Here is a 22550-nt window from a genome sequence, read left to right on the forward strand (position 1 = left end):
TCTAGTCGCAATTTTATCTTTATCTACCTTGAATTGCACCCATCAGGCGGATTCCGCCTTTGACGTCCGGGGCTTGGCAGCGGCCTTCTTCGTGGCCTTGGCGGCGCCCGTCTTGGCGGCGGCTTTCGGCGCCGCCTTTTTCTTGCTGCCGGCGTCGCTTCCGGTCGCCGCTTTGGCGCCGGCCTTTGGCGCTTTGGCCGGCTTGCCCTTCGTGCCCTTGCCCGCCTTGTCGGCGATCAAGGCGACGGCTTCCTCGAGCGTCACCGTCTGCGGGTCCTTGCCGCGCGGCAGGGTGGCGTTGATCTTGCCCCAGGCGACGTAGGGGCCGTAGCGCCCGTCGCGAACGGTGATCTCGCCGCCGGAGGCCGGATGCTCGCCGAGGCTCTTGAGCGCGGCCGGCGTGGCGCGGGCGCGGCCGCCGCGCTCCTTTTTCTCGGCGAGGACGGCGACGGCGCGGTTGAGGCCGACGTCGAACACCTCGTCGACCGAGGAGAGATTGGCGTAGGTGCCGTCATGACTGACGTAAGGCCCGTAGCGGCCGATGTTGGCCTCGATCGGCTTGCCGGTCTCCGGATGGTTGCCGACGGTGCGCGGCAGCGACAGCAGGCGGCAGGCGCGTTCGAGGTCGACGTTCTCGACCGTCCAGTCCTTGGGCAGGGACGCGCGCTTCGGCTTGCCCTCCTCGCCGAGCTGGACGTAAGGCCCGAAGCGGCCGGAGCGCAGCGTGACGTCGAGGCCGGTTTCCGGGTCGGTGCCGAGCAGCTTGATGCCGTTCTCGCCGAGCGCCGCGTCTGCCTCGCCGTCGCCATTGGTGCCGAGCTGGCGGGTGTAGCGGCATTCCGGATAGTTGGAGCAGCCGATGAACGAGCCGAAGCGGCCGAGCTTCAGCGACAGCCGGCCGGTGCCGCACAAGGGGCAGGAGCGCGGATCGGAGCCGTCGCCGCGATCGGGGAAGATATGGGCGGCGAGGTCCTCGTTGAGCGCGTCGATGACCTCGGCGACGCGCAATTCCTTCACCTCGCCGATGCGGGTGTTGAAATCCTTCCAGAAGCGGCGCAGCACCTCGCGCCATTCGGCCTCGCCGGCCGAGATGCGGTCGAGGTCTTCTTCGAGGCTGGCGGTGAAGTCGTATTCGACGTAGCGGGTGAAGAAGCTTTCGAGGAAGGCGGTGACGATGCGGCCCTTGTCGGAGGGAACGAGCCGCTTCTTGTCGATCGACACGTAGTCGCGGTCGCGCAGCGTGGCGAGCGTCGCCGCGTAGGTAGAGGGACGGCCGATGCCGAGCTCCTCCATCTTCTTGACCAGCGTCGCCTCGGTGTAGCGCGGCGGCGGCTCGGTGAAATGCTGGCTCGCCGACACCGACTTGCGCGCCAGCGCGTCGCCGACGGAAAGCGGCGGCAGGCGCGAGCCGTCCTCGTCCTCCTCGTCGTCGCGGCTTTCCTGGTAGAGCGCCAGGAAGCCGTCGAACTTCAGCACCGAGCCGGTGGCCCTGAGGCCGGCCTTGGCGCCGCCGCTCTTGGCCGTGATGTCGACGGTGGTGCGCTCGAAGTCGGCGCTCTGCATCTGGCTGGCGATGGTGCGCTTCCAGACCAGCTCGTAAAGGCGGGCCTCGTCGGCCTCGAGGTAGCGGGCCACCGCCTTCGGCAGGCGGGCGAGGTCGGTCGGGCGGATGGCTTCGTGCGCCTCCTGGGCGTTCTTGGCCTTGGTGGAATAGAAGCGCGGCTTCTCCGGCAGGTAGCGCTCGCCGTATTCCTGAGCGATCACCCGGCGGGCGGCGTTGACCGCCTCCGGGGCGATCTGCACGCCGTCGGTTCGCATGTAGGTGATGAGGCCGACCGTTTCGCCGCCGATGTCGGTGCCCTCGTAGAGGCGCTGGGCGACCTGCATGGTGCGTTGGGCCGAGAAGCCGAGCTTGCGCGAGGCCTCCTGCTGCAAGGTCGAGGTGGTGAAGGGCGCGAAGGGGTGGCGCTTCTGCGGCTTCTGCTCGGCATCGGTCACCGCGAAGGAAGCGCTGTTCAGGAAGGCGCGAATCTCGTTGGCGGTGACGCCGTCGGCAATGTCGAGCCGGCCGATCTTCCTGCCCTGCCACTCGGAGAGGCGGGCTTCGAACTCGTCGCCGGCCGGATTGGCGAGCTTGGCGATGATCGACCAGTATTCCTGCGGCTTGAAGACCTCGATCTCGTTTTCGCGGTCGCAGACGAGGCGCAGCGCCACCGACTGGACGCGGCCGGCCGAGCGGGCGCCGGGCAGCTTGCGCCAAAGGACGGGCGACAGCGTGAAGCCGACGAGATAGTCGAGCGCCCGGCGGGCCAGATAGGCCTCCACCAGCGGTTGATCGACGTCGCGCGGCTTGGCCATGGCGTCGAGCACGGCCTGCTTGGTGATGGCGTTGAAGACGACGCGCTGGATGGTCTTGCCCTTGAGCGCGCCGCGCCGGGCGCCCAATACCTCGAGCACGTGCCAGGAAATCGCCTCGCCCTCGCGGTCGGGGTCGGTGGCGAGAATGAGCTTGTCGGCGGTCTTCAAGGCGGCGGCGATGTCGGAGACGCGCTTGCCGGATTTGCCGTCGACTTCCCAGCTCATGGCGAAATCGTCGTCGGGCAGAACCGAGCCGTCCTTGGCCGGCAGGTCGCGGATGTGGCCGTAGGATGCGAGCACCGTGTAGTCGCGGCCGAGGTATTTATTGATGGTTTTCGCCTTGGCGGGCGACTCCACGATCACGAGGTTCATTCAGATGCGCCGGGCAATTTCAGGATAAAGTCTCAGCCCTCTTTAAGTGCGGCCTCGGGATTACGCAAGGGTCGATCCCCGTACGTGGGGATGAGCCGGCGGTCAGCGCAGCAGCGAAACGAGCTGGTTGCCGTGCCGCTCGACACGCCCGGCAAGATCGAGTTCCAGGAGGATGACCGATACGACCGACGACGTCAGGCCGGTGTGGGAAATGATGTCGTCGACCGCCACCGGCGCCGGGCCGAGCGCCTCGAGGACCGCCGCGCGGCTTTGCGGGCCGACGGCGTCGGGGATCGCCACGTCGTCGCTTTCGCCGAGCTCCAGGTAGGTCGGCGCGTCGCCTTCCAGCATCGGCCGCAGCACGGCGATGACGTCGTCGGCGGAGCGCGTCAACGTCGCGCCGTCGCGGATCAGCCGGTTGGTGCCCTCGGCGCGCGGGTCGAGCGGCGAGCCGGGCACGGCAAACACTTCGCGCCCCTGGTCGAGCGCGTAGCGGGCGGTATGCAGCGTGCCGGAGCGGGCGGCCGCCTCGACCACCACGACGCCGAGGCTCATGCCGGAAACGATGCGGTTGCGGCGCGGAAAGTCCTTGGCGCGCGGCACCCAGCCGAACGGCATTTCGCTGAGGACGGCGCCGCCCCGGCCGACGATCTCCTCGATCAGCGGGCCGTGCTCCTCGGGGTAGACGTGATCGATGCCGCCGGCGATCACCGCCACGGTGCCGGTATCGAGGGTTGCCCGGTGGGCGGCGCCGTCGATGCCGCGGGCAAGGCCGGAGACCACGACGAAGCCGGCTTCGCCGAGGCCGCGGCCGATGCGTTCGGCCATCTTGTGGCCGGCCAACGAGGCGTTGCGCGACCCGACGATCGCCGCCGTCGGCCGGCCAAACAGATCGGGCGAGCCACCGCGTATGGAGACGAGCGGCGGCGGCGCGGCGATCTGGCGCAGATAGGCCGGATAGAGAGGCTCGGAGATGGCGACGATCCGGGCGCCGTGGGCGAGCGTCCGACCGATCTCGTCCTCGGCCTCGGCTACCGACGGGATCGCAATGGTTTTGGCGGAGCCGCCGCGCCGGGCGAGGGCCGGCAGGGCGGCGAGCGCCGCCTCGGCCGAGCCGAAATGGTTGATCAGGCCGCGGAAGGTGGCCGGCCCGACGTTTTCGGCGCGAATGAGGCGCAGCCAGGAAACGCGCTGGCCGTCCGAAAGCTCAACCATGCGTCCTTCCCGTCCCGCTCATCCCTTGTGTCCGATCTTGCCTTCGGTGCCCTCAAGGAGACGCCGGATGTTGGCGCGGTGCTTCACCCAGACGATGACGGTGAGCAGGGCGAACATCGCCGCCAGGATGTTTTCGCCGAGCCCCCACAGCGCCAGCGGCACCACCACGGTGGCGACGAGGGCGGCGAGGGACGAATAGCGGCTGAAATAGGCGATGACGATCCAGACGCCGGCGAAAATGAGCACGGCCGGCCAGAACAGGCCCAGCAGAACGCCGATGTAGGTGGCGACGCCCTTGCCGCCCCTGAAGCCGAGCCAGACCGGAAAGAGGTGGCCGAGGAAGGCGGCGACGCCGGCGAGGGTGTCGGCCTCCGGCGCCGCCGGCATCAGAAACCGCACCAGGAGGACCGCCGCCGTTCCCTTGAGGAGGTCGAGGAGCAGCGTGGCGGCGGCCAGCTTCTTGTTGCCGGTCCTCAGAACGTTGGTGGCGCCGATGTTGCCCGAGCCGATGGCCCTGACATCGCCGAGGCCGGCCGCCCGCGTCAGCAACAGGCCGAAGGGAATGGAGCCGAGGCCATAGCCGACGAGCGCGGCGACAAGATAGGCGATCCAGGGAGCGGCGGACTCGAACATGATGCCCTCGGCAATCTTGGACAGGGACAACCGGTTACCGTTTGCGTGTCATTGTCGATAGAGCCCTAGCGCTCGAACACCGGGACGCCGCCGACATAGGTGCGGCGGACGCGGCCGGTGAAGCGGGCGCCGTCATAGGGCGTGTTCTTCGCCTTGGAGAGAATGTCCCTGGCGTTGAGCACCCACGGCTCGTCCGGATCGAACGCCACGACGTCGGCCGGCGCGCCCTTTTTGAGCGTGCCGGCGTCGAGGCCGGCGATTTCGGCCGGCCGGGTCGACATTGCCTCGATCAGCCGCGGCAGCGTCAACGAGCCGTCGTGCACCAGCCGCAAACCGGCCGACAGGAAGGTTTCGAGGCCGATGGCGCCATCGGCCGCCTCGGCGAACGGCAGGCGCTTGGTCTCGACGTCCTGGGGATCGTGGTTGGAGACGATGACGTCGATGGCGCCGGTCTTCACCGCCTCGACGAGGGCGAGACGGTCGGCTTCGGCGCGCAGCGGCGGCGACAGCTTGAAGAAGGTGCGGTAGGCGCCGATGTCCATCTCGTTGAGCGTCAGATGGGCGGCCGAGACTGAGGCGGTGGCGGCGATGCCCCGGTCCTTGGCCCAGGCCATCAGCTCGGGCGATTCGGCGGCCGACAGCAGCGAGGCGTGATAGCGGCCGCCGGAGAGGCGGGCGAGGCGGAGATCGCGGGCCAGCATGACGGTCTCGGCCTCGGCCGGAATGCCCTGCAGGCCGAGCCGCACCGCCGTCTCCGACAGGTTCATGACCGCGGCGCCCTTCAGCGCCGCGTCCTCGGGCCGGTTGCAGACGAGGGCGCCGAAATCCCTGGCGTAGGTCAGCGCCCGGCGCAGCACCTGGGCGTTGGCGATGGCGCCGCGGCCCGAGGTGAAGCCGACGGCGCCGGCTTCGCCGAGCAGGCCGAACTCGGTCAGCTCGCCGCCTTGCTGGCCCTTGGTCAGCGCCGCCATGACGCGGACGCGCACGGCGGACGTCCGGCGGGCGCGCGTCGCCACGAAATCGACCAGCGCCGGGTCGTCGATGCAGGGATCGGTATCCGGCATGGCGATGAGCGTGGTGATGCCGCCGGCCGCAGCGGCCCGGCCGGCCGAGGCGAAGGTCTCGCGATGCTCGTGGCCGGGCTCGCCGACATGGGCGCAGAGATCGATGAGACCGGGCGCCACGACGAGGCCGCGGCAATCGACGACCTCGGTGCTGTCCGGCGCGCCATCGTTTGCAGCCGACGGGCCGGCGGCGGCGATGCGACCATCAATCATCAGCACGGCGCCGGGGCCGTCGAGGCCCTGCGACGGATCGACGACGCGGGCATTGGTCAGCCACAGCGGGCGGGTCTGGACCATCCTGCTCATGGCGCGGCCTCCGCGCCGTTGCCCTTGGCGTTCACCACCGCGTCGAGCACCGCCATGCGGATGGCGACGCCCATCTCCACCTGCTCGCGGATCAGGCTCTGCGGGCCGTCGGCGACGGCCGGGTCGATCTCGACGCCGCGGTTCATCGGTCCGGGATGCATGACGAGCGCATCGGGCTTGGCATAGGACAGCTTCTCCTCGTCGAGACCCCAGTAGTGGAAGTACTCGCGCACCGACGGCACGAAGGAGCCCTGCATGCGCTCGCGTTGCAGGCGCAGCATCATGACGATGTCGGCATCCTTCAGGCCCTCGCGCATCGAGGTGAAGGTCTCGATGCCCATCTCGCGGAAGGCGCCGGGCACCAGGGTCGACGGGCCGACCAGACGGACGCGGGCGCCGAGGGCGGTGAGCAGCAGCACGTTGGAGCGGGCGACGCGGCTGTGGGCGACATCGCCGCAGATGGCGACGACGAGACCGTCGATGCGGCTCTTGTGGCGGCGGATGGTCAGCGCGTCGAGGAGAGCCTGCGTCGGATGCTCGTGGCTGCCGTCGCCGGCGTTGACCACGGAGCAGTCGACCTTCTGGGCGAGCAGTGCCACGGCGCCCGAGGCGTTGTGACGGACGACGATGACGTCGGGGTTCATGGCGTTGAGCGTCATCGCCGTGTCGATCAGCGTCTCGCCCTTCTTCACCGATGACTGGCCGACCGCCATGTTCATCACGTCGGCGCCGAGCCGCTTGCCGGCCAGCTCGAAGGACGACTGCGTGCGCGTCGAGTTCTCGAAGAACAGGTTGATCTGCGTGCGCCCCAGAAGGCTGTCGCGCTTCTTGGAAGGCTGGCGGCCGAGTTCGATGTTGTCTTCGGCGCGGTCGAGGAGGTCGACGATCTCCGGGGGCGAAAGCCCTTCGATCCCGAGGAGATGCGGGCGGCTGAATCCGTAGGGATTGGCGGCTTTCGTGATCATGAGCCCCTCTGATAGAGGCGTTTTGCGCCCCCGGCAAGGGTGGGGAAATCGAGTGAACAGAAGAATCGCGGCGTCGCGTGCTTCGTTGCCGCGCTCAAGAAAAGCCGGCCGTCATGAGCGGTCGCGCTCGAGGGGCAGGCGAGGCGCAGATGACGCCCCCGAAGCCTATGACGGCGGTCAGGTCGCCTCGGTGCTGGCAGCCTGTCTTGTCGCCGATCTCCGCAATATCTGACGGACAGAGGCGCTTTCAGCTCAGACGTTGGCGGAACCAGTCGGCAAGTTGTCGTTCGTCGATCTCTCCGGCGGCGAGCGCCTGCATGAGCCGCACGGCTTCGGTTTTCTCGAAAAAGAGGCGACCGCCATTGTCGGCAAAGAACAAGCGCGCGGCGATCCAGGCGATGCGTTTGTTTCCATCGGCGAAGGGGTGGTTGCGGGTGAGACCGAAGGCATAGGCAGCGGCCAGGTCGGCAGCATCCGGCACGCCGTAGAGGGCGAGATTAAGCGGACGGGCCAGCGCGGATTCCAACGCGCCACTTTCCCGAAGTCCGAGCAAACCACCATGTTCGGCGATCTGGCGATCATGGATGGCCAGGATAACCGGCAAGCCGATCCAGCGCCAATCCGTCATTTGGCAAGCGCATGCAGAATGTCGCGGTCTTCCTGCATGATCGTCTCGGCGGCGGCCATCTGCCGTTCGAAGTCGGGATCAAGAGGCGTCAGACGATAACCGTCCGGCGCTTCCGTCAGATAGAGAACGTCGCCCTTGGCGACTTTCAATCGCGCCAGCGCTTCCTTCGGCAAGATGACGCCCGCCGATGCGCCGACCGTGGTGACCTTGAGCTTGAGCATGGGCAATTCCCAAGATTATAATCAACATTATATAGTCGGCAGACGGGTGCTTGCAACAGTCGCTCGGCAGCAAAGCCGATCATCTCGCGGGCAGGTCAGCATCACCGCTTTTCTCCACGAGCGCGCGCAGATCCATCATAGGTTTGGTCATCGGGGCAATCCCTCGGTCTAGGTTGGTCTCAGCAACCCGACCCTGCCGAGAAACCCGATGGCCGCAGCCAACTACACCACCTTCATGGACGCTATCGAGACACGCGCGAGTGCCGCAGGCGGTGCCGATTCGGTATGGAAAGCAACTTCCCGGCTGCCTGCCGGCTATTCCTCCCCGGAGAAGATCTGCATGCGGTTCATGCGAGAAATGGGCGCAGGCAGACAGTAACTTTACGGGATGTCATCCATGGACGGTGCAGTTCATCCCGGTGAATCGCGCGCAAGGCTGCCATACGAAAATACTTCTGGCCTGCCGGCCCCCTGAGGGTGTAGCGCTGATCATGCAAGAGATGCCCTGGGCATCCGCGCACCAGGCCGCAGCCCGCCGCGGCCCTCTCCACTGCCGATCGGTATTGTCGATGCTTCTCCCGCCGCCGGGTTCCGGCTTCCGCGCTCGTGGTCTCCGCTGGGCTGTCCTGCTCTCGGCGTCGGCGGCGATCAGCGTCGCTCTCGAACTCTGCCACCTGCCGGCCGCCCTGCTGCTCGGGCCGATGCTGGCGGCGGTCTTCCTCGGCGTCAACGGCCGGGCCGTCACGGTGCCCCGGCCGGCCTTCATGATGGCGCAGGGGGTGGTCGGCACGCTGATGGCGCGGGCGATGCCGCCCACCGTGCTCGGCGAGGTCCTCGCGGCATGGCCGGTGATCCTGATCGGCGTGGCGTCGGTGGTGCTGACGGCCAACGTGATCGGCTACGGGCTTGCCCGCTTCCGCGTGCTGCCCGGCACCACCGCCGTCTGGGGCGCTTCGCCGGGGGCGGCGACGGCCATGGTGATCATGGCCGAGGCCTATGGCGGCGACACGCGGCTCGTCGCCGTCATGCAGTATCTGCGCGTGCTGGTCGTCGCGACCACCGCCTCGCTGGCCGCGCGCTTCTATCTCGACGCGACGCTCACCGGCGGCACGGCGGCCGCCTGGTTCCCCCCGGTGCACTGGGCGAACTTCGCCGGCACGCTGGCGGTGATCGCCGCCGGCCTCGTCGTTGCCCGCGTCTTCCGCCTGACGACGGGCGCCATGATCCTGCCGATGCTGTTCGCCATCGGCCTGCAGGGCGCCGGCGTGCTCACCGTCGAGCTGCCGCCGGTGCTGCTCGCCGTCTCTTACGCCGTCTGCGGCTGGGCGATCGGCGGCCGCTTCACCCGGGAGATCCTGGCCTACGCGGCGCGGGCGCTGCCGACCATCCTGCTGGCCATCGTCGTGCTGATCGCCATCTGCGCCGTCTATGCCGGCGTTCTGGCGTCGGTGACCGGCGTCGATTTCCTGACCGCCTACCTCGCCACCTCGCCGGGCGGCGCCGATTCGGTGGCGATCATCGCCGCGTCGAGCAACGTCGACATGTCCTTCGTCATGGCCATGCAGACCATGCGCTTCTTCATGGTGCTGTTCACCGGGCCGGCGACGGCCCGCTTCATCGCCGACCGCGTCAGTTGCTGAGCCGTTCCTTCTTGCCGAGCACCACGGCGCGCGCCGCCGCGAGGCGGGCGATCGGCATGCGGAACGGCGAGCAGGACACGTAGGCGAGGCCCGCCTCCTCGCAGAAGGCGATCGACGCCGGATCGCCGCCGTGCTCGCCGCACATGCCGAGACCGATGTCGGGCCGCGACTTGCGCCCGCGCTCGATGGCGATGCGGATCAGCTCGCCGACGCCGTCGCGGTCGATGCTGACGAAGGGATCGCGGGCGAGCACGCCCTTCTGCAGGTAGGTCGGCAGGAAGGAGGCGGCGTCGTCGCGGCTGATGCCGAAGGTGGTCTGGGTGAGGTCGTTGGTGCCGAAGGAGAAGAAGGCGGCCGACTGGGCGATGTCCTCGGCCATCAGCGCGGCGCGCGGCAGCTCGATCATCGTGCCGACCTGGTAGTTCACCGGCTGACCGGCCGTCTCCGACACCTCGACGGCGACGCGGGCGATGATCGACTTGACGTAGTCGAGTTCCTTGCGGGCGGCGACCAGCGGCACCATGATCTCCGGCACGACCGGCCGGCCGAGCTTTTCCGCCGCGGCGATGGTGGCCTCGAAGATGGCGCGCGCCTGCACCTCGGCGATCTCCGGGAAGGAGACGGCGAGGCGGCAGCCGCGATGGCCGAGCATCGGATTGTATTCCTCGAGATTGGCGATGCGGCGGCGCAGCACGTCCGGCGCCACGCCGGCCGTCCGGGCCAGCTCGGCCACCTCGCGCTCGGTGCGCGGCAGGAATTCGTGCAGCGGCGGGTCGAGCAGGCGGATGCACACCGGCCGGCCTTCCATGATCTCGAACAGCTCGGCGAAATCCTGCCGCTGCATCGGCAGGATCTTTTCGAGCGCCGCGCGGCGGCTTTCCGGCGTCTCGGCGAGAATCATCTCGCGCACGGCGGAAATGCGCGAATTCTCGAAGAACATGTGCTCGGTGCGGCAGAGACCGATGCCTTGGGCGCCGAACTGGCGGGCTATGCGCGCCTCGGTGGGCGTCTCGGCGTTGGCGCGCACCTCGAGGCGGCGGATGGCGTCGGCCCAGGTCATGATCTCGGCGAAGGGGCCGGACAGCTCCGGCTCCTTCATCGGCACGCGGCCGGCCATGATCTGGCCGGACGAGCCGTCGATGGTGATGACGTCGCCGGTCCGCAGCTCGCGCTTGCCGACGGTGATGATGCCGGCCACCGGATCGGCCTTGAGGGCGCTGACGCCGACCACGCAGGGCTTGCCGAGGCCGCGGGCGATGACGGCGGCGTGCGAGGTCATGCCGCCGCGGGCGGTGACGACGCCGACCGCCGAATGCATGCCGTGCACGTCGTCGGGGCTGGTCTCGGCGCGCACGAGAATGACCTTGATGCCCCGCTGGCGGGCCTTTTCGGCCTGCTCGGAGTTGAAGGCGATCTCGCCGACGGCGGCGCCGGGGGAGGCCGGCAGGCCGGTGGCCAGGATGTCGCGCGGCGCGTCGGCCTCGATGGTCGGATGCAGGAGCTGTTCGAGCGACGACGGATCGATGCGCTCGACCGCTTCCTCGCGGCTGATCAGCCCCTCGTTGGCCATGTCGACGGCGATCTTGAGCGCCGCCTCGACGGTGCGGCGGCCGGAGCGGGTCTGCAGCATCCACAGCTTGCCGCGCTCGATGGTGAATTCGAGGTCCTGAATGTCCTTGAAATGCCGCTCCAGCTTCTGGCAGTAATCGATGAACTCGCGGTAGGTCTCGGGCATCAGCGCTTCGAGCGACGGCCGGTCGGAGCGGCTGGCGAGGCGGGCTGTCTCGGTGATGTCCTGCGGCGTCCTGAGGCCGGCCACCACCTCCTCGCCCTGGGCATTGAGCAGGAATTCGCCGTAGAGCTGCCGCTCGCCGGTGGATGGATTGCGCGTGAAGGCGACGCCGGTCGCCGAGCGCTCGTCCATGTTGCCGAACACCATGGCCTGGACGTTGACGGCGGTGCCGGAGTTCGAGGAAATGCCGTGCAGCTTGCGGAAGGTGACGGCGCGGCTGTTGCTCCACGAGCCGAACACGGCGCCGATGGCGCCCCAGAGCTGCTCGAGCGGCTCGAGCGGGAACGGCGTGCCGGTCTCGTCGGCGATCAGCTCCTTGAAGCCGGCGATCACCTTGCGCCACTCGCCGGCGGTGAGCTCGGTGTCGTTGAAGTAGCCCTCGCGCTCCTTGAGGTCGTCGAGGATCTCCTCGAAGGCCTGGCCGTCGACGCCCATCACGACGTCGCCGAACATCTGGATGAAGCGGCGGTAGCTGTCGAGCGCGAAGCGCGCGTCGCCGGATTCGGCGGCCAGCGCCTCGACGGTCACGTCGTTGAGGCCGAGGTTGAGCACCGTGTCCATCATGCCCGGCATGGCGGCAAGCGCGCCGGAGCGGACCGACACCAGGAGCGGCTTTTCGGGATGGCCGAACGAGCGGCCGGTGCGCCGGCTGAGCAGATCGAGCGCGGCGTTGACCTGGCGCTCCAGATCGAGCGGATAGCGGTGGTCGTTGGCGTAATAGTGCCGGCAAACCTCGGTGGTGATGGTGAAGCCGGGCGGCACCGGCAGGCCGAGGCTGGCCATTTCCGCGAGATTGGCGCCCTTGGTGCCGAGCAGATGCCGCAGACGGATGCCGCCGTCCGCCACGCCCTCGCCGAAGCTGTAAACCCACGTCGGCATGCTGCCGCTTTCCAGTTGCGTGTCGCGAGTGTCCATGACCTGCCTATAACACGGAAACCCGGCGTGCGCGTCCGTTGAGACGCTCAATCGTTTCGCCGGCGCAGGCTACGGCGCCGCTTCGATCTCCAGGGCGAAAGGCGTGCCCTCGAAGGCATCGGCGCCGCGGCCGATGGCGTCGATCGCCGCCACCATGCGGCCGTCGCGGCCGAGCAGGCGGTCGGCGATCTCGACGATGCGGCGGTTGGGCGTCGCCGACGGCGCGCGCTGGCGAAGAAGGGCGGCCAGGGCGGCCTCGTCGCGCCAGGGGTTGAGGGCCGAGACCAGCGTATAGGCGGCGGCGGTGGAGCGGGAGATGCCGGCGAAGCAGTGGACGACGAGCGGCGTCGTCCGATCCCAGTCGTTCACCCATTCCAGCATCTGCGCCACATGCGTGTCGCCGGGCGGCGTCATGCCCTCGACCGTCTCGACGATGTCGTGCATGGCCAGGAAAAGGTGGTTTTGGTGGCCGATCGTCGCCGGCAGGCGCATCGGCGTGCCGGCATTGATCAGCGTGATGACGTGACGGGCGCCGGTGAGCGCCACCGTCTCTTCGAGCTTGGTGAGGGAGCAGACGTGGATGGTCGCGGCGGTCATCGCTGGCTTTCGAGCTGTTGGAATCGGTCGAGAAAGGCGTCCTCCGCCGAGACGGTCGGCAGCGGATCGAGGCCGAGCACCGGGCCGGCCGGCGTCTGGCGGCCGATGCCCCGGGGAACGCCGAAGATACGCTTCGCCTCCTCGGCGGTGAAGCCGGCGAGTTCCACCGCCTCGAAATAGGCCGATATCAGGTCGGCCTTCTTGGCGAGCTTCCTGAGGCGCTCGGTGTCGTATGTCTCCAGCCCGAAGCGGCGGTGGATGGCGTCGGCAAGGCGCTTCTCGACCGTCTTGTAGTCGCCGCCCATCACCGCCTTGAACGGCGAGATCATGTCGCCGATCACATATTCCGGGGCGTCGTGCAGCAGCACGACGAGGCGCTGACAGACGCTGAGCCCCGGTTCGAGCAGGCCGGCGATGTCCTCGACGACGAGGCAGTGCTGGGCGACGGAAAAGGCGTGATCGCCGACGGTCTGGCCGTTCCAGCGGGCGACGCGGGCGAGCCCGTGGGCGATGTCGGATATCTCGACATCGAGCGGCGAGGGATCGAGAAGGTCGAGCCGCCGTCCCGACAGCATGCGCTGCCAGGCACGGGGCGGTGAGCCGGCTTTGTCGGCCATGGATGTCAGTCGTCCGGTCCGGATGCGTCCGGTTTTGGGGTGCCTGGGTTCGGGGTCTCCGGCCAGCCGTAGTCGGCCCAGGCGGGAAGCGCAACCGAAACCGGCAGGCCGTCCACCGTGACGGCCTCGCCCGCCGCCAGCGCGTCGCGGACGCGGTCGAGCCTCAGGACGGCGATGCCGCGCATTCCGCTCGCCGAGCCGAGGTGGCCGGCGACCCGGCCGCCGATCAGGATCTCGGTGCCGGCCGGCGGCAAGTCCGCCTCGGCCGAAAGCACCACCGGCCGGCGGCGGGCGGTGCCGCGATAGCGCATGCGGCTCACCACCTCCTGGCCGACGTAGCAGCCCTTGTCGAAGTCGACGCCGTTGAGGCTGTCCATGGCGAGGTCGTGCGGGAAGGCGTCGAGCAGCGGCAGGTCGGCGCCGGCTTCCGGAATGCCGAGCGCAACGCGATGGGCCTGCCACCTGGCCTCGTCGGCGTCGGGGACGACCGATCCCTCGGCGGCGTAGAGGCGCCAGCCGAGGCCGGGATGGCGGGGATCGGTGGCGAGGAGGCCGGCGGCGGCCGGCGGCGTGCCCGTGCCGGCGTAGACGACCAGCGGCGAATCTCCGACCGTCACGTCGGCGCGCAGCTTGAACATGGTCAGCCGCTTGCGCAGCTCGGCGGCGCCGACGGCCGGCGCGTCGAGCAGAAATCCGCCATTTTCCTGTCGGACAACGAGAAAATCCGAAATGATCTTGCCCTGCGGGGTCAGGAGCGCGCCGAAGGCGGCGGTTCGTTCGCCGGCGACGTCGGTCTTCTGTGTAATCATACGATCGAGAAACCCGGAGGCCTCTGGACCGGCGACTTCAACGAGGCTACGGCTTTCGAGGCGGCAGAGGAAGGAATCGGCCATGTCGGATCTTTCCGTTCGTGTCGGCGCGTGATCACTACGTAGTTTCCGATTGGTAGCCGGCTGCCGGAGTCGAGGCAAGCCTGCCGCCACCGCCAACGATGATTCCGGTCCGGCGCCGCGCCGGCCAGGTTCGATCAGGGAGGACGCGACATAGCGGGGACCGGCATCGACGGACAGAAACCGAACGGCCGAACGCGCTGGTGGAAGCACGCCCTCCGGTTCGCGGTGATTTTGCTCGCCGTCACCGGCATCGCCGTCTCGTTTCTGGCCTGGCGCCTGTTGCAGGGGCCGCTGTTCCTGCCGTTTCTGGCCAGCCGGATCGAGGCGATCATGACGGCCGACGCGGACGGCGCCGTCGTCACCATCGGCCTTGCCGGCTTCGAGATCGCCGACGACCTCAATCCCGAACTGGTCATTCGCGACATTCGGCTGGAGCGGCCGAACGATGTCGTGGTGTCGGTCAACGAGATGCGCGTCGCCGCCCGCTGGCCGGCGCCGACCGCCAACGTCATCCCCGTCGACGGCGTGATGCTGGACCACGTTCTGGTCAGCGACATCGGCCCGGAATCGAAGCTGCCGCCGCTCGACCGCGTGATCATGGCGGTGCGCCGGGCGGTCGAGGAAAACGGTCTGCGCTTCTTCGAGATCCGGTCCTTCGGCTTCGGCGTCGAACGACCGGGAAAGGCCCGGCGCGATATCGTGTCCGACGTATCGGTGACCGGCAGCGTCCGCGACGGCCGCGTCATCGAGGCGCAGGCGATCGGCCTTGGCGCCAGCGGCGCCGTTTCGGTGCGGCTCGCCGCCGATCTGCCGGCGCCTGGCGCCCCGATCGTCGTCAACGGCGAGACCCGCGGCTTCGACCTCGCCGACATCGCCTCGGCGGCGGGCCGCGACGATCTCGACCTGTCGGGCACGTTCGGGCTGACCGGCGCCGTCACCGTCGACCCCGAAAAGGGCCTGACCGCCGCCGGCTGGCAGGTGACGCTCGGCCCGTCGCTGCATGTCGGCGACAGCGATCTCGATGCGCTCGCAGCCCCCGTCCGGCTCGACTTTACCTGGAACCCGGAGAAGCGGGCGATATCGGTCAACCCGTCGCCGGTCGTCCTCAGCAGCGGCTATCTGCTCGTCCATGGCGAGGTGGTGCCGCCCCGCGATGCCAACCAGCTCTGGACCTTCGACGTGGCGCTCGAAGGCCAGGACGTGCTGAGCGGCATTCGCACCACCGAAGGGCGGGTGGCCGGCAGCTACGACGCCAAGGCGGCGCTGTTCGTCATGGACGACATGCACGTCGAGGGCGCCGGCATCAGCTTCACGGCGGCGGCGCGGGCGTCGCACCGGGACGGCGGCTCCTTCGCCGTCCTGTCGGGCGTATCGCCGCGCCTGCCGGCCGCCGCGCTCAAGGTGCTCTGGCCCACGACGGTGGCGCCCGAGGTTCGCGACTGGGTCGGCAAGCACATCCATTCCGGGCTGATTTCCAACGCCACGGTGGACCTCTCCGTGCGCGGCGACCGGATGGCGGGCGGCAGCGTCGTGCCGGACGCGACCATCGCCTTCGATTTCTCCGAGGGCGCCTTCATGCCGTTCGACGGCGCGCCGCTGATCCACGATGCGATCGGGCGCGGCAAGCTTTCCGGCAACCGCTTCGAGATCGCCGTCGACAGCGGCTGGGTCGATCTCGGGGACGGGCGGCGCCTCGACATGGGGCCGTCCACCTTTGTGGTGCCCGCCGTCGACGCCAAGGTGCCGGACGGCGAGGTGACGTTGCGACTGTCCGGCCCGGCGGCGGCCGGCATCGCCCTGTGGAACCGCCTGCCGTTCGCCGAGGCGGCCGATTTTTCGCCGGATCCCGCCGACGTCGCCGGCGACGTGAAGGCCGACCTGTCGATCCGCCTGCCGCTCGCCGACGACATAGCCGACACCGATATCGTCTATAACGGCCGGATCGACCTTTCCGGCTTCGATCCGGGCACGCCGATCAACGGCCGGGCGGTGAAGCGGGGCAACCTGTCGATCGAGCTCAGCGACGGAACGGCGCATGTCAGCGGCAAGGCGCTGATCGACGGCGCGCCGGCCGATGTTTTCCTGACGCGGCCGCTGTCCGGCGAGGGCGAGGCGAAGTCGGTGGTGAAGCTCGATCTCGACGCCGCCGCCATCAAGGGCTACGGCCTCGATCTCGGCGATATGCTCGACGGCGTCGTTTCGGTGGAGATGACCGACAACGGAGCGTCGCGCCATGTGTCGGTCAACCTCGCCAAGGCGGACGTCAACCTGCCGCTGGTCGGCTTCCGCAAGCCAGCCGGCAAGCCGGGCACGCTGGCCTTCGATCTGTCGGCCCGGTCGGGCGGTACCGCCGTCACCAACCTTGCCCTGAAGGCGGGCGCGGCCGAGGTCGAAGGCCAGGTCAGCCTCGACGGCAATGGCGACTTCGTCGGCGCCAACCTCACGAAGTTCAATTTCTCGGCCGCCGATCGTCTGGCCCTCAAGGCATCGGCGGGCGACGGCGCTCTCAAGGTCACCGTCAACGGCTCCCGGCTCGATGCGCGCTCGCTGGTGGGCAGCCTTCTGCGCCGGACCACCGGCACCGGCATTCCCGGCGACATGGCGCTCGATCTTTCCGCCGCCATCGCCAACGTGTCCGGCGAAGGGGGCGAGCAGCTCGATGGGCTCAATCTCTCGTCGGCGATCTCGGGAGGCAGGATCAATAATCTGTCGCTGACGGTGCAGACGTCGGGCGGCGGCTCGGCGTCGGCGACGCTGCAGCCCGGCGCGCGGGGACGGGATCTCAAGGTTGAGGCCGGCGAAGTCGGGCGCATTCTGCGCTTTCTCGGCGTCTACCGGCGCGTCTACGGCGGGCGCGCCACGCTCGCCGGCGTTATCGACGACAGCGGCATCCTCACGGCCGGCATCGACGGCAACCACTGGAAGGTGGTGGAGGAGCCGGCGCTGGCGCAGCTCTCCACCGCCTCGCGCAACGGCCCGACCGAGGGCTTGTCGACGGCCGACATCGGCCGGCTGATCTTCGACGTCAAGTTCGGCAACGGCGTGCTGTCGATCGGCGAGGGGTTCATCCGGACCGAGACGGCGGGTCTCACCATGGCCGGCGACGTCGATTTCTCGAGGAACGCGCTGCGCCTTGCCGGCAGCTATCTGCCGGCCAGCCAGCTCGACAGCGTGCTGGCGGCCATCCCGCTGCTCGGCCAGACGATCTTTGCCGGCGGCGGCCGCTCCGGCCTGCTCGGCGTGTCCTACCGCCTGAGCGGACCGATCGACGCGCCGTCGCTGTCGGTCAACCCGCTGTCGGCGATCGCTCCGGGCATCTTCCGCCGCCTGTTCGAGCTGAAATAACGACGCGGCGGGTAAGTTCTATTCAGAATATTGGCGATAGACTTCCCGAGACCGGGCGACGCTATAGTCCGGATGGGGACGCGCGCACGTCGGCGAATGCCCGGAGAGGGTGGAGCGCTGCGCGGCATGCCTTACTTGGATGACCCAACCACGGATTGGCAATCATGTTCGCTTTGCTGATTTTGCAGTTGATCGCCTTCTCGCTGTTTCCGCTTTATTTCACCACGCTCTCGGGCCCGCTGCGCCAGATCCATTTCTACATCTACATTTCGCTCGTCCTGCTGATCGGCGGCTTCATGGGGAATGTCTACTCGCTGCCGGTTGCCGACGGCGTGGTCATCTCGGGCGGCAACCTGTGCTACGGCGCCTTCATGATGACGTCGGTGATGTTCGTGTGGGTTGAGAAAGACGCTTTCATCCTGCGGCATCTGGTCCGTCTCGTCATCATCGTCGACATCTTCAACATCGTCTTCTCCTTCCTGACCCAGTCCATTCTCAGGACGGACGGGGTCATCAACCCGCACGGCGTTCCTCCCGGGATGTTCGAGACTTCGACGTTCCTGATCGCCCTCGGCGGCGTCCTGATCATCGCCGAGCTTCTGCTTCTGCTGTTCATCTTCGAATTCACCAGGAAGAGAAAGCAGGCGCTCCCCGTCACCGCCGCGATCTACATTCTTTCCTTCGTGCTGGTCCTGGTGCTGGACGGCATCGCCTTTCCCTTCATCGCCTTCGGCATCAACGCGGAAATCGCCGCCATCGTCTTCGGAGGGCTTACGGGGAAAGTGCTGATCGCCATCGCGTTCGGCATGCCGCTCGCCCTGTTCGTGCTGTGGAAGCGGCAGGCGTTCGTCGACTATCTGGAGGCCGACACGATCCGCTGGCGCCTTCTCGCCTCCAGCAGCGCCGACCTGATCAGGGAAATGGCCCGGAAGGACCAGGACGTCCAGCGCGGCGATATCGTGTTCAAGAATTCGACCGATGGCCTTGCCGTCGTCGCCCACACCGGCGCCGTGCTCAAGGCCAATCCGGCTTTCGAGCGGATGCTGGACATCGGCGACGGCGCCGCCGGTTCCTATCCCGCCCATTTGCAGGAGGCGTTCTGGAGCGACGGCAGGCCCGTCCCGCTGCCGGAGGGTCCCAAGGAGACGTGGCGCCGGGAAGTGATGTTCGGGCAGGGCAGGAACCGGCCCGGCATCCTGTCGATAACGCCGGCCGGGGAGGGCGCCGGGGGCGGCGAGACCTACGTCTATTCGTTGACGGACATAACCGAACAGAAGAACGCCCAGGAGCGGTTGGAGTACCTTGCCTCGCACGACCAGTTGACCGGCCTCGCCAACCGCCGCGTTCTCGATCGATGCCTTGCCGAGCTGCGGGACGACGCTTTCGCGCTCATCATCATCGATCTCGACCACTTCAAGGACGTGAACGACAGCTATGGGCATGGAGCCGGCGATCGTGTTCTCCAGGTCGTCGCCGGTCGGCTGGAGGCGATCCGGGAGCAATACCTGAAGCCGGGCGACACGCTGTGCCGCACCGGCGGCGACGAATTCGCGCTTCTCGTCCGTTCCGGCGATAGCGGCTTCATCGAAGGCATCCTCGAGAAAATCCAGACGGCGCTCGGCCAGACCGTTTGCATCGACGACAATCTGGAAGTGTTTTCCTCGGCGACGCTCGGCGTGAGCTACAAGCCACGGGCCGGCGATCGTGACGCCTTCCTCGAAGCCGACGCGGCCCTCTACGAGGCCAAGCGCAACCGGCGCGGCTCGGTCGGCGTCTACGAGGACAGGCTGACCGCCGAGAGCCAGAAGAAGATGAAGCTGGGCGTCAAACTGAAGAACGCGCTGGCGAACAACCTGCTTGAGGTGCACTACCAGCCGCAGTTCGATGCCGTCAGCCACAAGCTGCGCGGGGTCGAGGCGCTTGCCCGATGGACCGATCCGGAGCTCGGCGTGGTGCCGCCGAGCGACTTCATTCCGGTGGCGGAGGGAACCAGCCTCATCGAAGCCCTGGGCGAGTATGTGCTCGAAAGAGCCTGCCGGGATGGCCGGGAATGGCTCGGCAGCGGCTACGCTCCCATCACGGTGTCGGTCAATGTATCGGCAAGCCAGCTCCGATTCGGCGGGTTCATATCCGTCCTGTCGAAGACATTGGCGAAGACGGGCTTTCCGGCCGGCAATCTGCAAATCGAGATAACCGAATCCTCCTATATCGAACGCGAGAACGAGGTGACGCCCCTTCTCAAGGAACTGAAGGAGCTGGGCGTCAGCATCGCCATCGACGATTTCGGTACGGGATATTCGTCCTTTTCCTATTTGCGGGAAATGCCGTGGGACTGCATCAAGATCGACCGCAGCTTCATCACCGACATTCCCCGCGACACGCAACAGTGCGGGCTGGTGTCGACGATCATCACGCTGGCAAAGGTGATGTCGTTCAAGGTGGTGGCGGAAGGCGTTGAGACCCGGGGGCAACTGGATTTCCTCACCGCCTGGGGATGCGACCTGATCCAGGGATATTATTTCGCCAAGGCCCTTCCCAAGGAAAACCTCCTCGCCATGCTGCCTCGCGACAGCGAGAGCGTCGCTCTTCAGCCGGGCCTCTGACGACCGGTATCAGCACCCTCGGCTCGCTGCTGGAGATCGTCGACGGAGTCGCGGTAGCCAGGTCGCGAACGCCCGACCGTGGCGCTTGCCGGACGAGGCGCATGATATAATAATTCTCTTATTTTCCATAGTAAGCATAAACGTACCGAACTGTGTCGTGCCAGGCCATGCCTATAGCTGGCTGTCTGCGGCGAGGATTTGCACAAAATAGTGCCATATTTCGGTAGGTCTGCGAATTGAACCGATTTATTCGGCCGTCTTTATGATTGACTATATGTTCCATATAATTTGAAAATAGATCCGTTCATTCTGAGCGATCGATGTGCGTATCGAGGTCATTCGGAAGCAGGCAACGCGAAGCGCTGTTCGGTCGGAGGGGGCCGGGGGCTGCGGGTTAGTACGCGGCGCAAGCGTTCCGACGGAGGAGGACAGAAATGCAAGGAGAACCCGGATCGGTCGAGCGCGTACCGGATCGTGCCGAAGTGGAGCGGCTTGTTTCGATCACCCCGGCCTCGGGAAGACCGCGGTCGATAGGGTTTCTCGCCGCCGTAGCCACCTTCGGCTCGCTGCTGTTCGGCTACGATACCGGCGTGATCGCCGGCGCCTTGCCATACATGGTGCTGCCGGAGGCTGCCGGCGGTCTTGGCCTCAACGACGTCGAGATCGGTCTCGTCGGCGGCTTGCTCGCCGTCGGTGCCGCCTTCGGCGCCATCTATGGCGGCTGGCTGTCCGATCGTTACGGCCGCCGTCACAACATTCTGCTGCTTGCGGCCATTTTCTTCGTTGCCGCCTTTGGATGCACCTTTGCGCCGAACGTCTGGGTTCTCTATTTCTTCCGCATCCTGCTCGGTTTCGCCGTCGGCGGCGCCTCGTCGACGGTTCCCAACTATCTTGCGGAAATGGCTCCGAAACGGGTGCGCGGGCCGCTGGTGGCGATCGACCAGTTCATGATCGTCGGCGGTCAGCTTCTCGCCTACGTCATCAATGCCGTGGTCGTTGGCTACAAAGGCGGGCCGAGCGTCGTCGTCGACCACGATCCGAGCGGTCAGTTCGCCCAGGGAGCGCTCGGCGCCTGGGACCTGCTCTCGCATACCGTCGGCCTGGTGGTGACCGGAGGCAACGGCGAGACCTGGCGCTGGATGCTGGTGGTGGCGACGCTGCCGGCCGTTGCCTTGTGGATCGGCATGCGCATGATGCCCGAATCCTCGCGCTGGTACGCGGCCAACATGCATTTCGTCGAGGCCATCGGCGCTCTGAAGCGGGTGCGCGGCGATCGGGACGACATCGCCGACGAAATCGACGACATGGTCAACCTGCACCGCGTCGAGACCCAGGAACGCTGGACGCTGCGCCAGGTGCTGACCGTTGGCTGGACCCGCAGGATCCTGGTCATCGGCCTGTTCCTGGGGTTCTTCGACCAGCTCACCGGCATCAACACGGCCATGTACTACCTGCCGACGATCCTGCACGCCGCCGGCTTTTCGTCCGCCGACGCCATCCTGCTCAACGTGGTGAGCGGCTTTGCCTCGCTGGTCGGTTCGGCGGTGGGTTTCCTGCTCATCGCCAGGTTCGCGCGCCGGCAGGTCGGCATCTACCAGGAGGCGGGCATATCGGTGTCGCTGCTGCTGCTGGCGGCCACCTTCGCCATCGGCATCCAGCCGTATCTGGCGACGGACGGCACCCTGCAGGGGGCGCCGGGGGCCGCGCCGTGGCTGGTGCTGGCTATCGTCTCGGTGTTCGTGTTCATCAAGCAGAGCGGCACGGTCACCTGGGTCATCCTCGCCGAGATGTTCCCGGCCCGCATCCGCGGCACGGCCATGGGCGTCGCCATCGGCGGCCTGTGGATCATGAACGCCATCGTGACCTTCGCCTTCCCGATCATGGTCGCCGGCATCGGGCCGGTATGGACCTATATCGTCTTCGGGCTGATCAATGTCGGCGCGCTGACCTACTATGTCCGGGTGGTGCCCGAGACAAAATACTCCTCGCTAGAAAGCCTCGAACTGCATTTCCGCCGGAAGTACTCGACCGAGGAGGAACTGGAAGAAATCCAGGTTTCGGCGCTGACGAAACCGTCGGACCTCTGACGGCTTTCAGCGATCATTACCGTATGCCGGAACTCTCGATCAGCCGTTCCATCGGTCGAACTTGTGCGGATCGACCCCGAGGATGCGCAGATCCCGATCATCCGGACGACGGTGCGCGGCGCGCTCGGCGTTCACCCGGGCCGCCGCGCCGAAGATTTGGCCGATCCTGAGCAAACCCTTCATCCCGTTCATCGCCGTCAACCCCTTCTTTGGTCATATGAGTAGCATCGACAAAATGGGGTTCGGCATCAGTCAAGACAACCGGATTGAACGCAGACCTGGACGCCACTCTCCGCATA

The 22550-nt window shown here is 67.3% G+C and carries 17 protein-coding genes and 1 pseudogene; 5 read left to right on the forward strand and 13 right to left on the reverse strand.

Annotation, left to right across the window (positions count from 1 at the left end):
* Positions 1-42 precede the first annotated feature (42 nt).
* The 8 genes and pseudogenes from topA to CJ014_RS28360 all read right to left on the reverse strand — a co-directional run.
* Positions 43-2730: a type I DNA topoisomerase gene (topA, locus tag CJ014_RS02545; protein ID WP_100078929.1), complete on the reverse strand. Its 2688-nt coding sequence runs from the start codon at positions 2728-2730 to the stop codon at positions 43-45.
* 102 nt (positions 2731-2832) lie between these two features.
* Complete coding sequence (gene dprA, locus CJ014_RS02550; RefSeq protein WP_100078930.1) at positions 2833-3945, reverse strand: DNA-processing protein DprA; 1113 nt, start codon at positions 3943-3945, stop codon at positions 2833-2835.
* An 18-nt stretch (positions 3946-3963) separates the two neighbouring features.
* Positions 3964-4578: a glycerol-3-phosphate 1-O-acyltransferase PlsY gene (plsY, locus tag CJ014_RS02555; protein WP_100079325.1), complete on the reverse strand. Its 615-nt coding sequence runs from the start codon at positions 4576-4578 to the stop codon at positions 3964-3966.
* A 65-nt stretch (positions 4579-4643) separates the two neighbouring features.
* Positions 4644-5948, reverse strand: a complete 1305-nt coding sequence (gene pyrC / locus CJ014_RS02560; protein WP_425351886.1) for a dihydroorotase — start codon at positions 5946-5948, stop codon at positions 4644-4646.
* The gene (locus CJ014_RS02565; protein ID WP_100078931.1) at positions 5945-6913 is read right to left on the reverse strand and encodes an aspartate carbamoyltransferase catalytic subunit; all 969 of its coding nucleotides are present in this window, start codon (positions 6911-6913) and stop codon (positions 5945-5947) included. Before CJ014_RS02565 ends, pyrC begins: the two co-directional genes overlap by 4 nt.
* A gap of 247 nt (positions 6914-7160) precedes the next feature.
* On the reverse strand, positions 7161-7541 hold the full coding sequence (locus CJ014_RS02570) for a type II toxin-antitoxin system death-on-curing family toxin (protein ID WP_100078932.1): 381 nt from the start codon (positions 7539-7541) through the stop codon (positions 7161-7163).
* Positions 7538-7762 carry an AbrB/MazE/SpoVT family DNA-binding domain-containing protein gene (locus tag CJ014_RS02575; protein ID WP_100078933.1) on the reverse strand — a complete coding sequence of 75 codons (225 nt, stop codon included), beginning with the start codon at positions 7760-7762 and terminating at the stop codon, positions 7538-7540. Before CJ014_RS02575 ends, CJ014_RS02570 begins: the two co-directional genes overlap by 4 nt.
* A gap of 17 nt (positions 7763-7779) precedes the next feature.
* A pseudogene (locus tag CJ014_RS28360) lies at positions 7780-7913 on the reverse strand (IS256 family transposase); the annotation flags it as partial.
* Between the two features lie 57 nt (positions 7914-7970).
* Here CJ014_RS28360 and CJ014_RS27730 point away from each other — a divergent pair.
* Together CJ014_RS27730 and CJ014_RS02580 are read left to right on the forward strand one after the other, a co-directional pair.
* A complete protein-coding gene (locus CJ014_RS27730) occupies positions 7971-8141 on the forward strand; it encodes a hypothetical protein (protein WP_165790718.1) in 171 nt (56 codons plus the stop codon).
* Between the two features lie 190 nt (positions 8142-8331).
* Complete coding sequence (locus CJ014_RS02580; RefSeq protein WP_100078934.1) at positions 8332-9402, forward strand: AbrB family transcriptional regulator; 1071 nt, start codon at positions 8332-8334, stop codon at positions 9400-9402.
* Here the strand turns inward: CJ014_RS02580 and ppdK are convergent.
* The 4 genes from ppdK to ygfZ form a co-directional block, all read right to left on the reverse strand.
* Entirely contained in the window at positions 9392-12073 is a 2682-nt protein-coding gene (gene ppdK, locus CJ014_RS02585; RefSeq protein WP_100078935.1) for a pyruvate, phosphate dikinase, read from the reverse strand. The two genes, CJ014_RS02580 and ppdK, sit on opposite strands and share 11 nt — an antisense overlap.
* A gap of 105 nt (positions 12074-12178) precedes the next feature.
* The gene (locus CJ014_RS02590; RefSeq protein WP_100078936.1) at positions 12179-12706 is read right to left on the reverse strand and encodes a tyrosine phosphatase family protein; all 528 of its coding nucleotides are present in this window, start codon (positions 12704-12706) and stop codon (positions 12179-12181) included.
* Entirely contained in the window at positions 12703-13323 is a 621-nt protein-coding gene (locus CJ014_RS02595; RefSeq protein WP_100078937.1) for an HD domain-containing protein, read from the reverse strand. The genes CJ014_RS02590 and CJ014_RS02595 overlap by 4 nt, the downstream gene beginning before the upstream one ends.
* Before the next feature lie 5 nt (positions 13324-13328).
* A complete protein-coding gene (ygfZ, locus tag CJ014_RS02600) occupies positions 13329-14216 on the reverse strand; it encodes a CAF17-like 4Fe-4S cluster assembly/insertion protein YgfZ (protein ID WP_100078938.1) in 888 nt (295 codons plus the stop codon).
* A 231-nt stretch (positions 14217-14447) separates the two neighbouring features.
* On the opposite strand from ygfZ, the gene CJ014_RS02605 reads away from it, so the two are divergent.
* The 3 genes from CJ014_RS02605 to CJ014_RS02615 all read left to right on the forward strand — a co-directional run bounded on the left by CJ014_RS02605 (position 14448) and on the right by CJ014_RS02615 (position 22251).
* Entirely contained in the window at positions 14448-17561 is a 3114-nt protein-coding gene (locus tag CJ014_RS02605; RefSeq protein WP_133121796.1) for an AsmA-like C-terminal region-containing protein, read from the forward strand.
* Between the two features lie 164 nt (positions 17562-17725).
* Positions 17726-20164: a putative bifunctional diguanylate cyclase/phosphodiesterase gene (locus tag CJ014_RS02610; protein WP_100078940.1), complete on the forward strand. Its 2439-nt coding sequence runs from the start codon at positions 17726-17728 to the stop codon at positions 20162-20164.
* A gap of 434 nt (positions 20165-20598) precedes the next feature.
* Positions 20599-22251 carry an MFS transporter gene (locus tag CJ014_RS02615; protein WP_100078941.1) on the forward strand — a complete coding sequence of 551 codons (1653 nt, stop codon included), beginning with the start codon at positions 20599-20601 and terminating at the stop codon, positions 22249-22251.
* 39 nt (positions 22252-22290) lie between these two features.
* Here CJ014_RS02615 and CJ014_RS27735 read toward each other — a convergent pair whose 3' ends face one another.
* On the reverse strand, positions 22291-22443 hold the full coding sequence (locus tag CJ014_RS27735) for a hypothetical protein (RefSeq protein WP_165790719.1): 153 nt from the start codon (positions 22441-22443) through the stop codon (positions 22291-22293).
* Positions 22444-22550: the final 107 nt, after the last annotated feature.

It is taken from the genome of Pleomorphomonas carboxyditropha (assembly GCF_002770725.1).
Classification (GTDB): Bacteria; Pseudomonadota; Alphaproteobacteria; order Rhizobiales; family Pleomorphomonadaceae; genus Pleomorphomonas; species Pleomorphomonas carboxyditropha.

Bases quoted from the DNA above. Each gene is read 5' to 3' on its own strand.
- plsY (WP_100079325.1), bottom strand. From the start codon at position 4,578: ATGTTCGAGTCCGCCGCTCCCTGGATCGCCTATCTTGTCGCCGCGCTC.
- CJ014_RS02590 (WP_100078936.1), bottom strand. From the start codon at position 12,706: ATGACCGCCGCGACCATCCACGTCTGCTCCCTCACCAAGCTCGAAGAG.
- CJ014_RS02580 (WP_100078934.1), top strand. From the start codon at position 8,332: ATGCTTCTCCCGCCGCCGGGTTCCGGCTTCCGCGCTCGTGGTCTCCGC.
- CJ014_RS27735 (WP_165790719.1), bottom strand. From the start codon at position 22,443: ATGAACGGGATGAAGGGTTTGCTCAGGATCGGCCAAATCTTCGGCGCG.
- dprA (WP_100078930.1), bottom strand. From the start codon at position 3,945: ATGGTTGAGCTTTCGGACGGCCAGCGCGTTTCCTGGCTGCGCCTCATT.
- CJ014_RS02565 (WP_100078931.1), bottom strand. From the start codon at position 6,913: ATGATCACGAAAGCCGCCAATCCCTACGGATTCAGCCGCCCGCATCTC.
- CJ014_RS27730 (WP_165790718.1), top strand. From the start codon at position 7,971: ATGGCCGCAGCCAACTACACCACCTTCATGGACGCTATCGAGACACGC.
- CJ014_RS02610 (WP_100078940.1), top strand. From the start codon at position 17,726: ATGTTCGCTTTGCTGATTTTGCAGTTGATCGCCTTCTCGCTGTTTCCG.
- topA (WP_100078929.1), bottom strand. From the start codon at position 2,730: ATGAACCTCGTGATCGTGGAGTCGCCCGCCAAGGCGAAAACCATCAAT.
- CJ014_RS02575 (WP_100078933.1), bottom strand. From the start codon at position 7,762: ATGCTCAAGCTCAAGGTCACCACGGTCGGCGCATCGGCGGGCGTCATC.
- pyrC (WP_425351886.1), bottom strand. From the start codon at position 5,948: ATGAGCAGGATGGTCCAGACCCGCCCGCTGTGGCTGACCAATGCCCGC.
- CJ014_RS02570 (WP_100078932.1), bottom strand. From the start codon at position 7,541: ATGACGGATTGGCGCTGGATCGGCTTGCCGGTTATCCTGGCCATCCAT.
- CJ014_RS02595 (WP_100078937.1), bottom strand. From the start codon at position 13,323: ATGGCCGACAAAGCCGGCTCACCGCCCCGTGCCTGGCAGCGCATGCTG.
- ygfZ (WP_100078938.1), bottom strand. From the start codon at position 14,216: ATGGCCGATTCCTTCCTCTGCCGCCTCGAAAGCCGTAGCCTCGTTGAA.
- CJ014_RS02615 (WP_100078941.1), top strand. From the start codon at position 20,599: ATGCAAGGAGAACCCGGATCGGTCGAGCGCGTACCGGATCGTGCCGAA.
- ppdK (WP_100078935.1), bottom strand. From the start codon at position 12,073: ATGCCGACGTGGGTTTACAGCTTCGGCGAGGGCGTGGCGGACGGCGGC.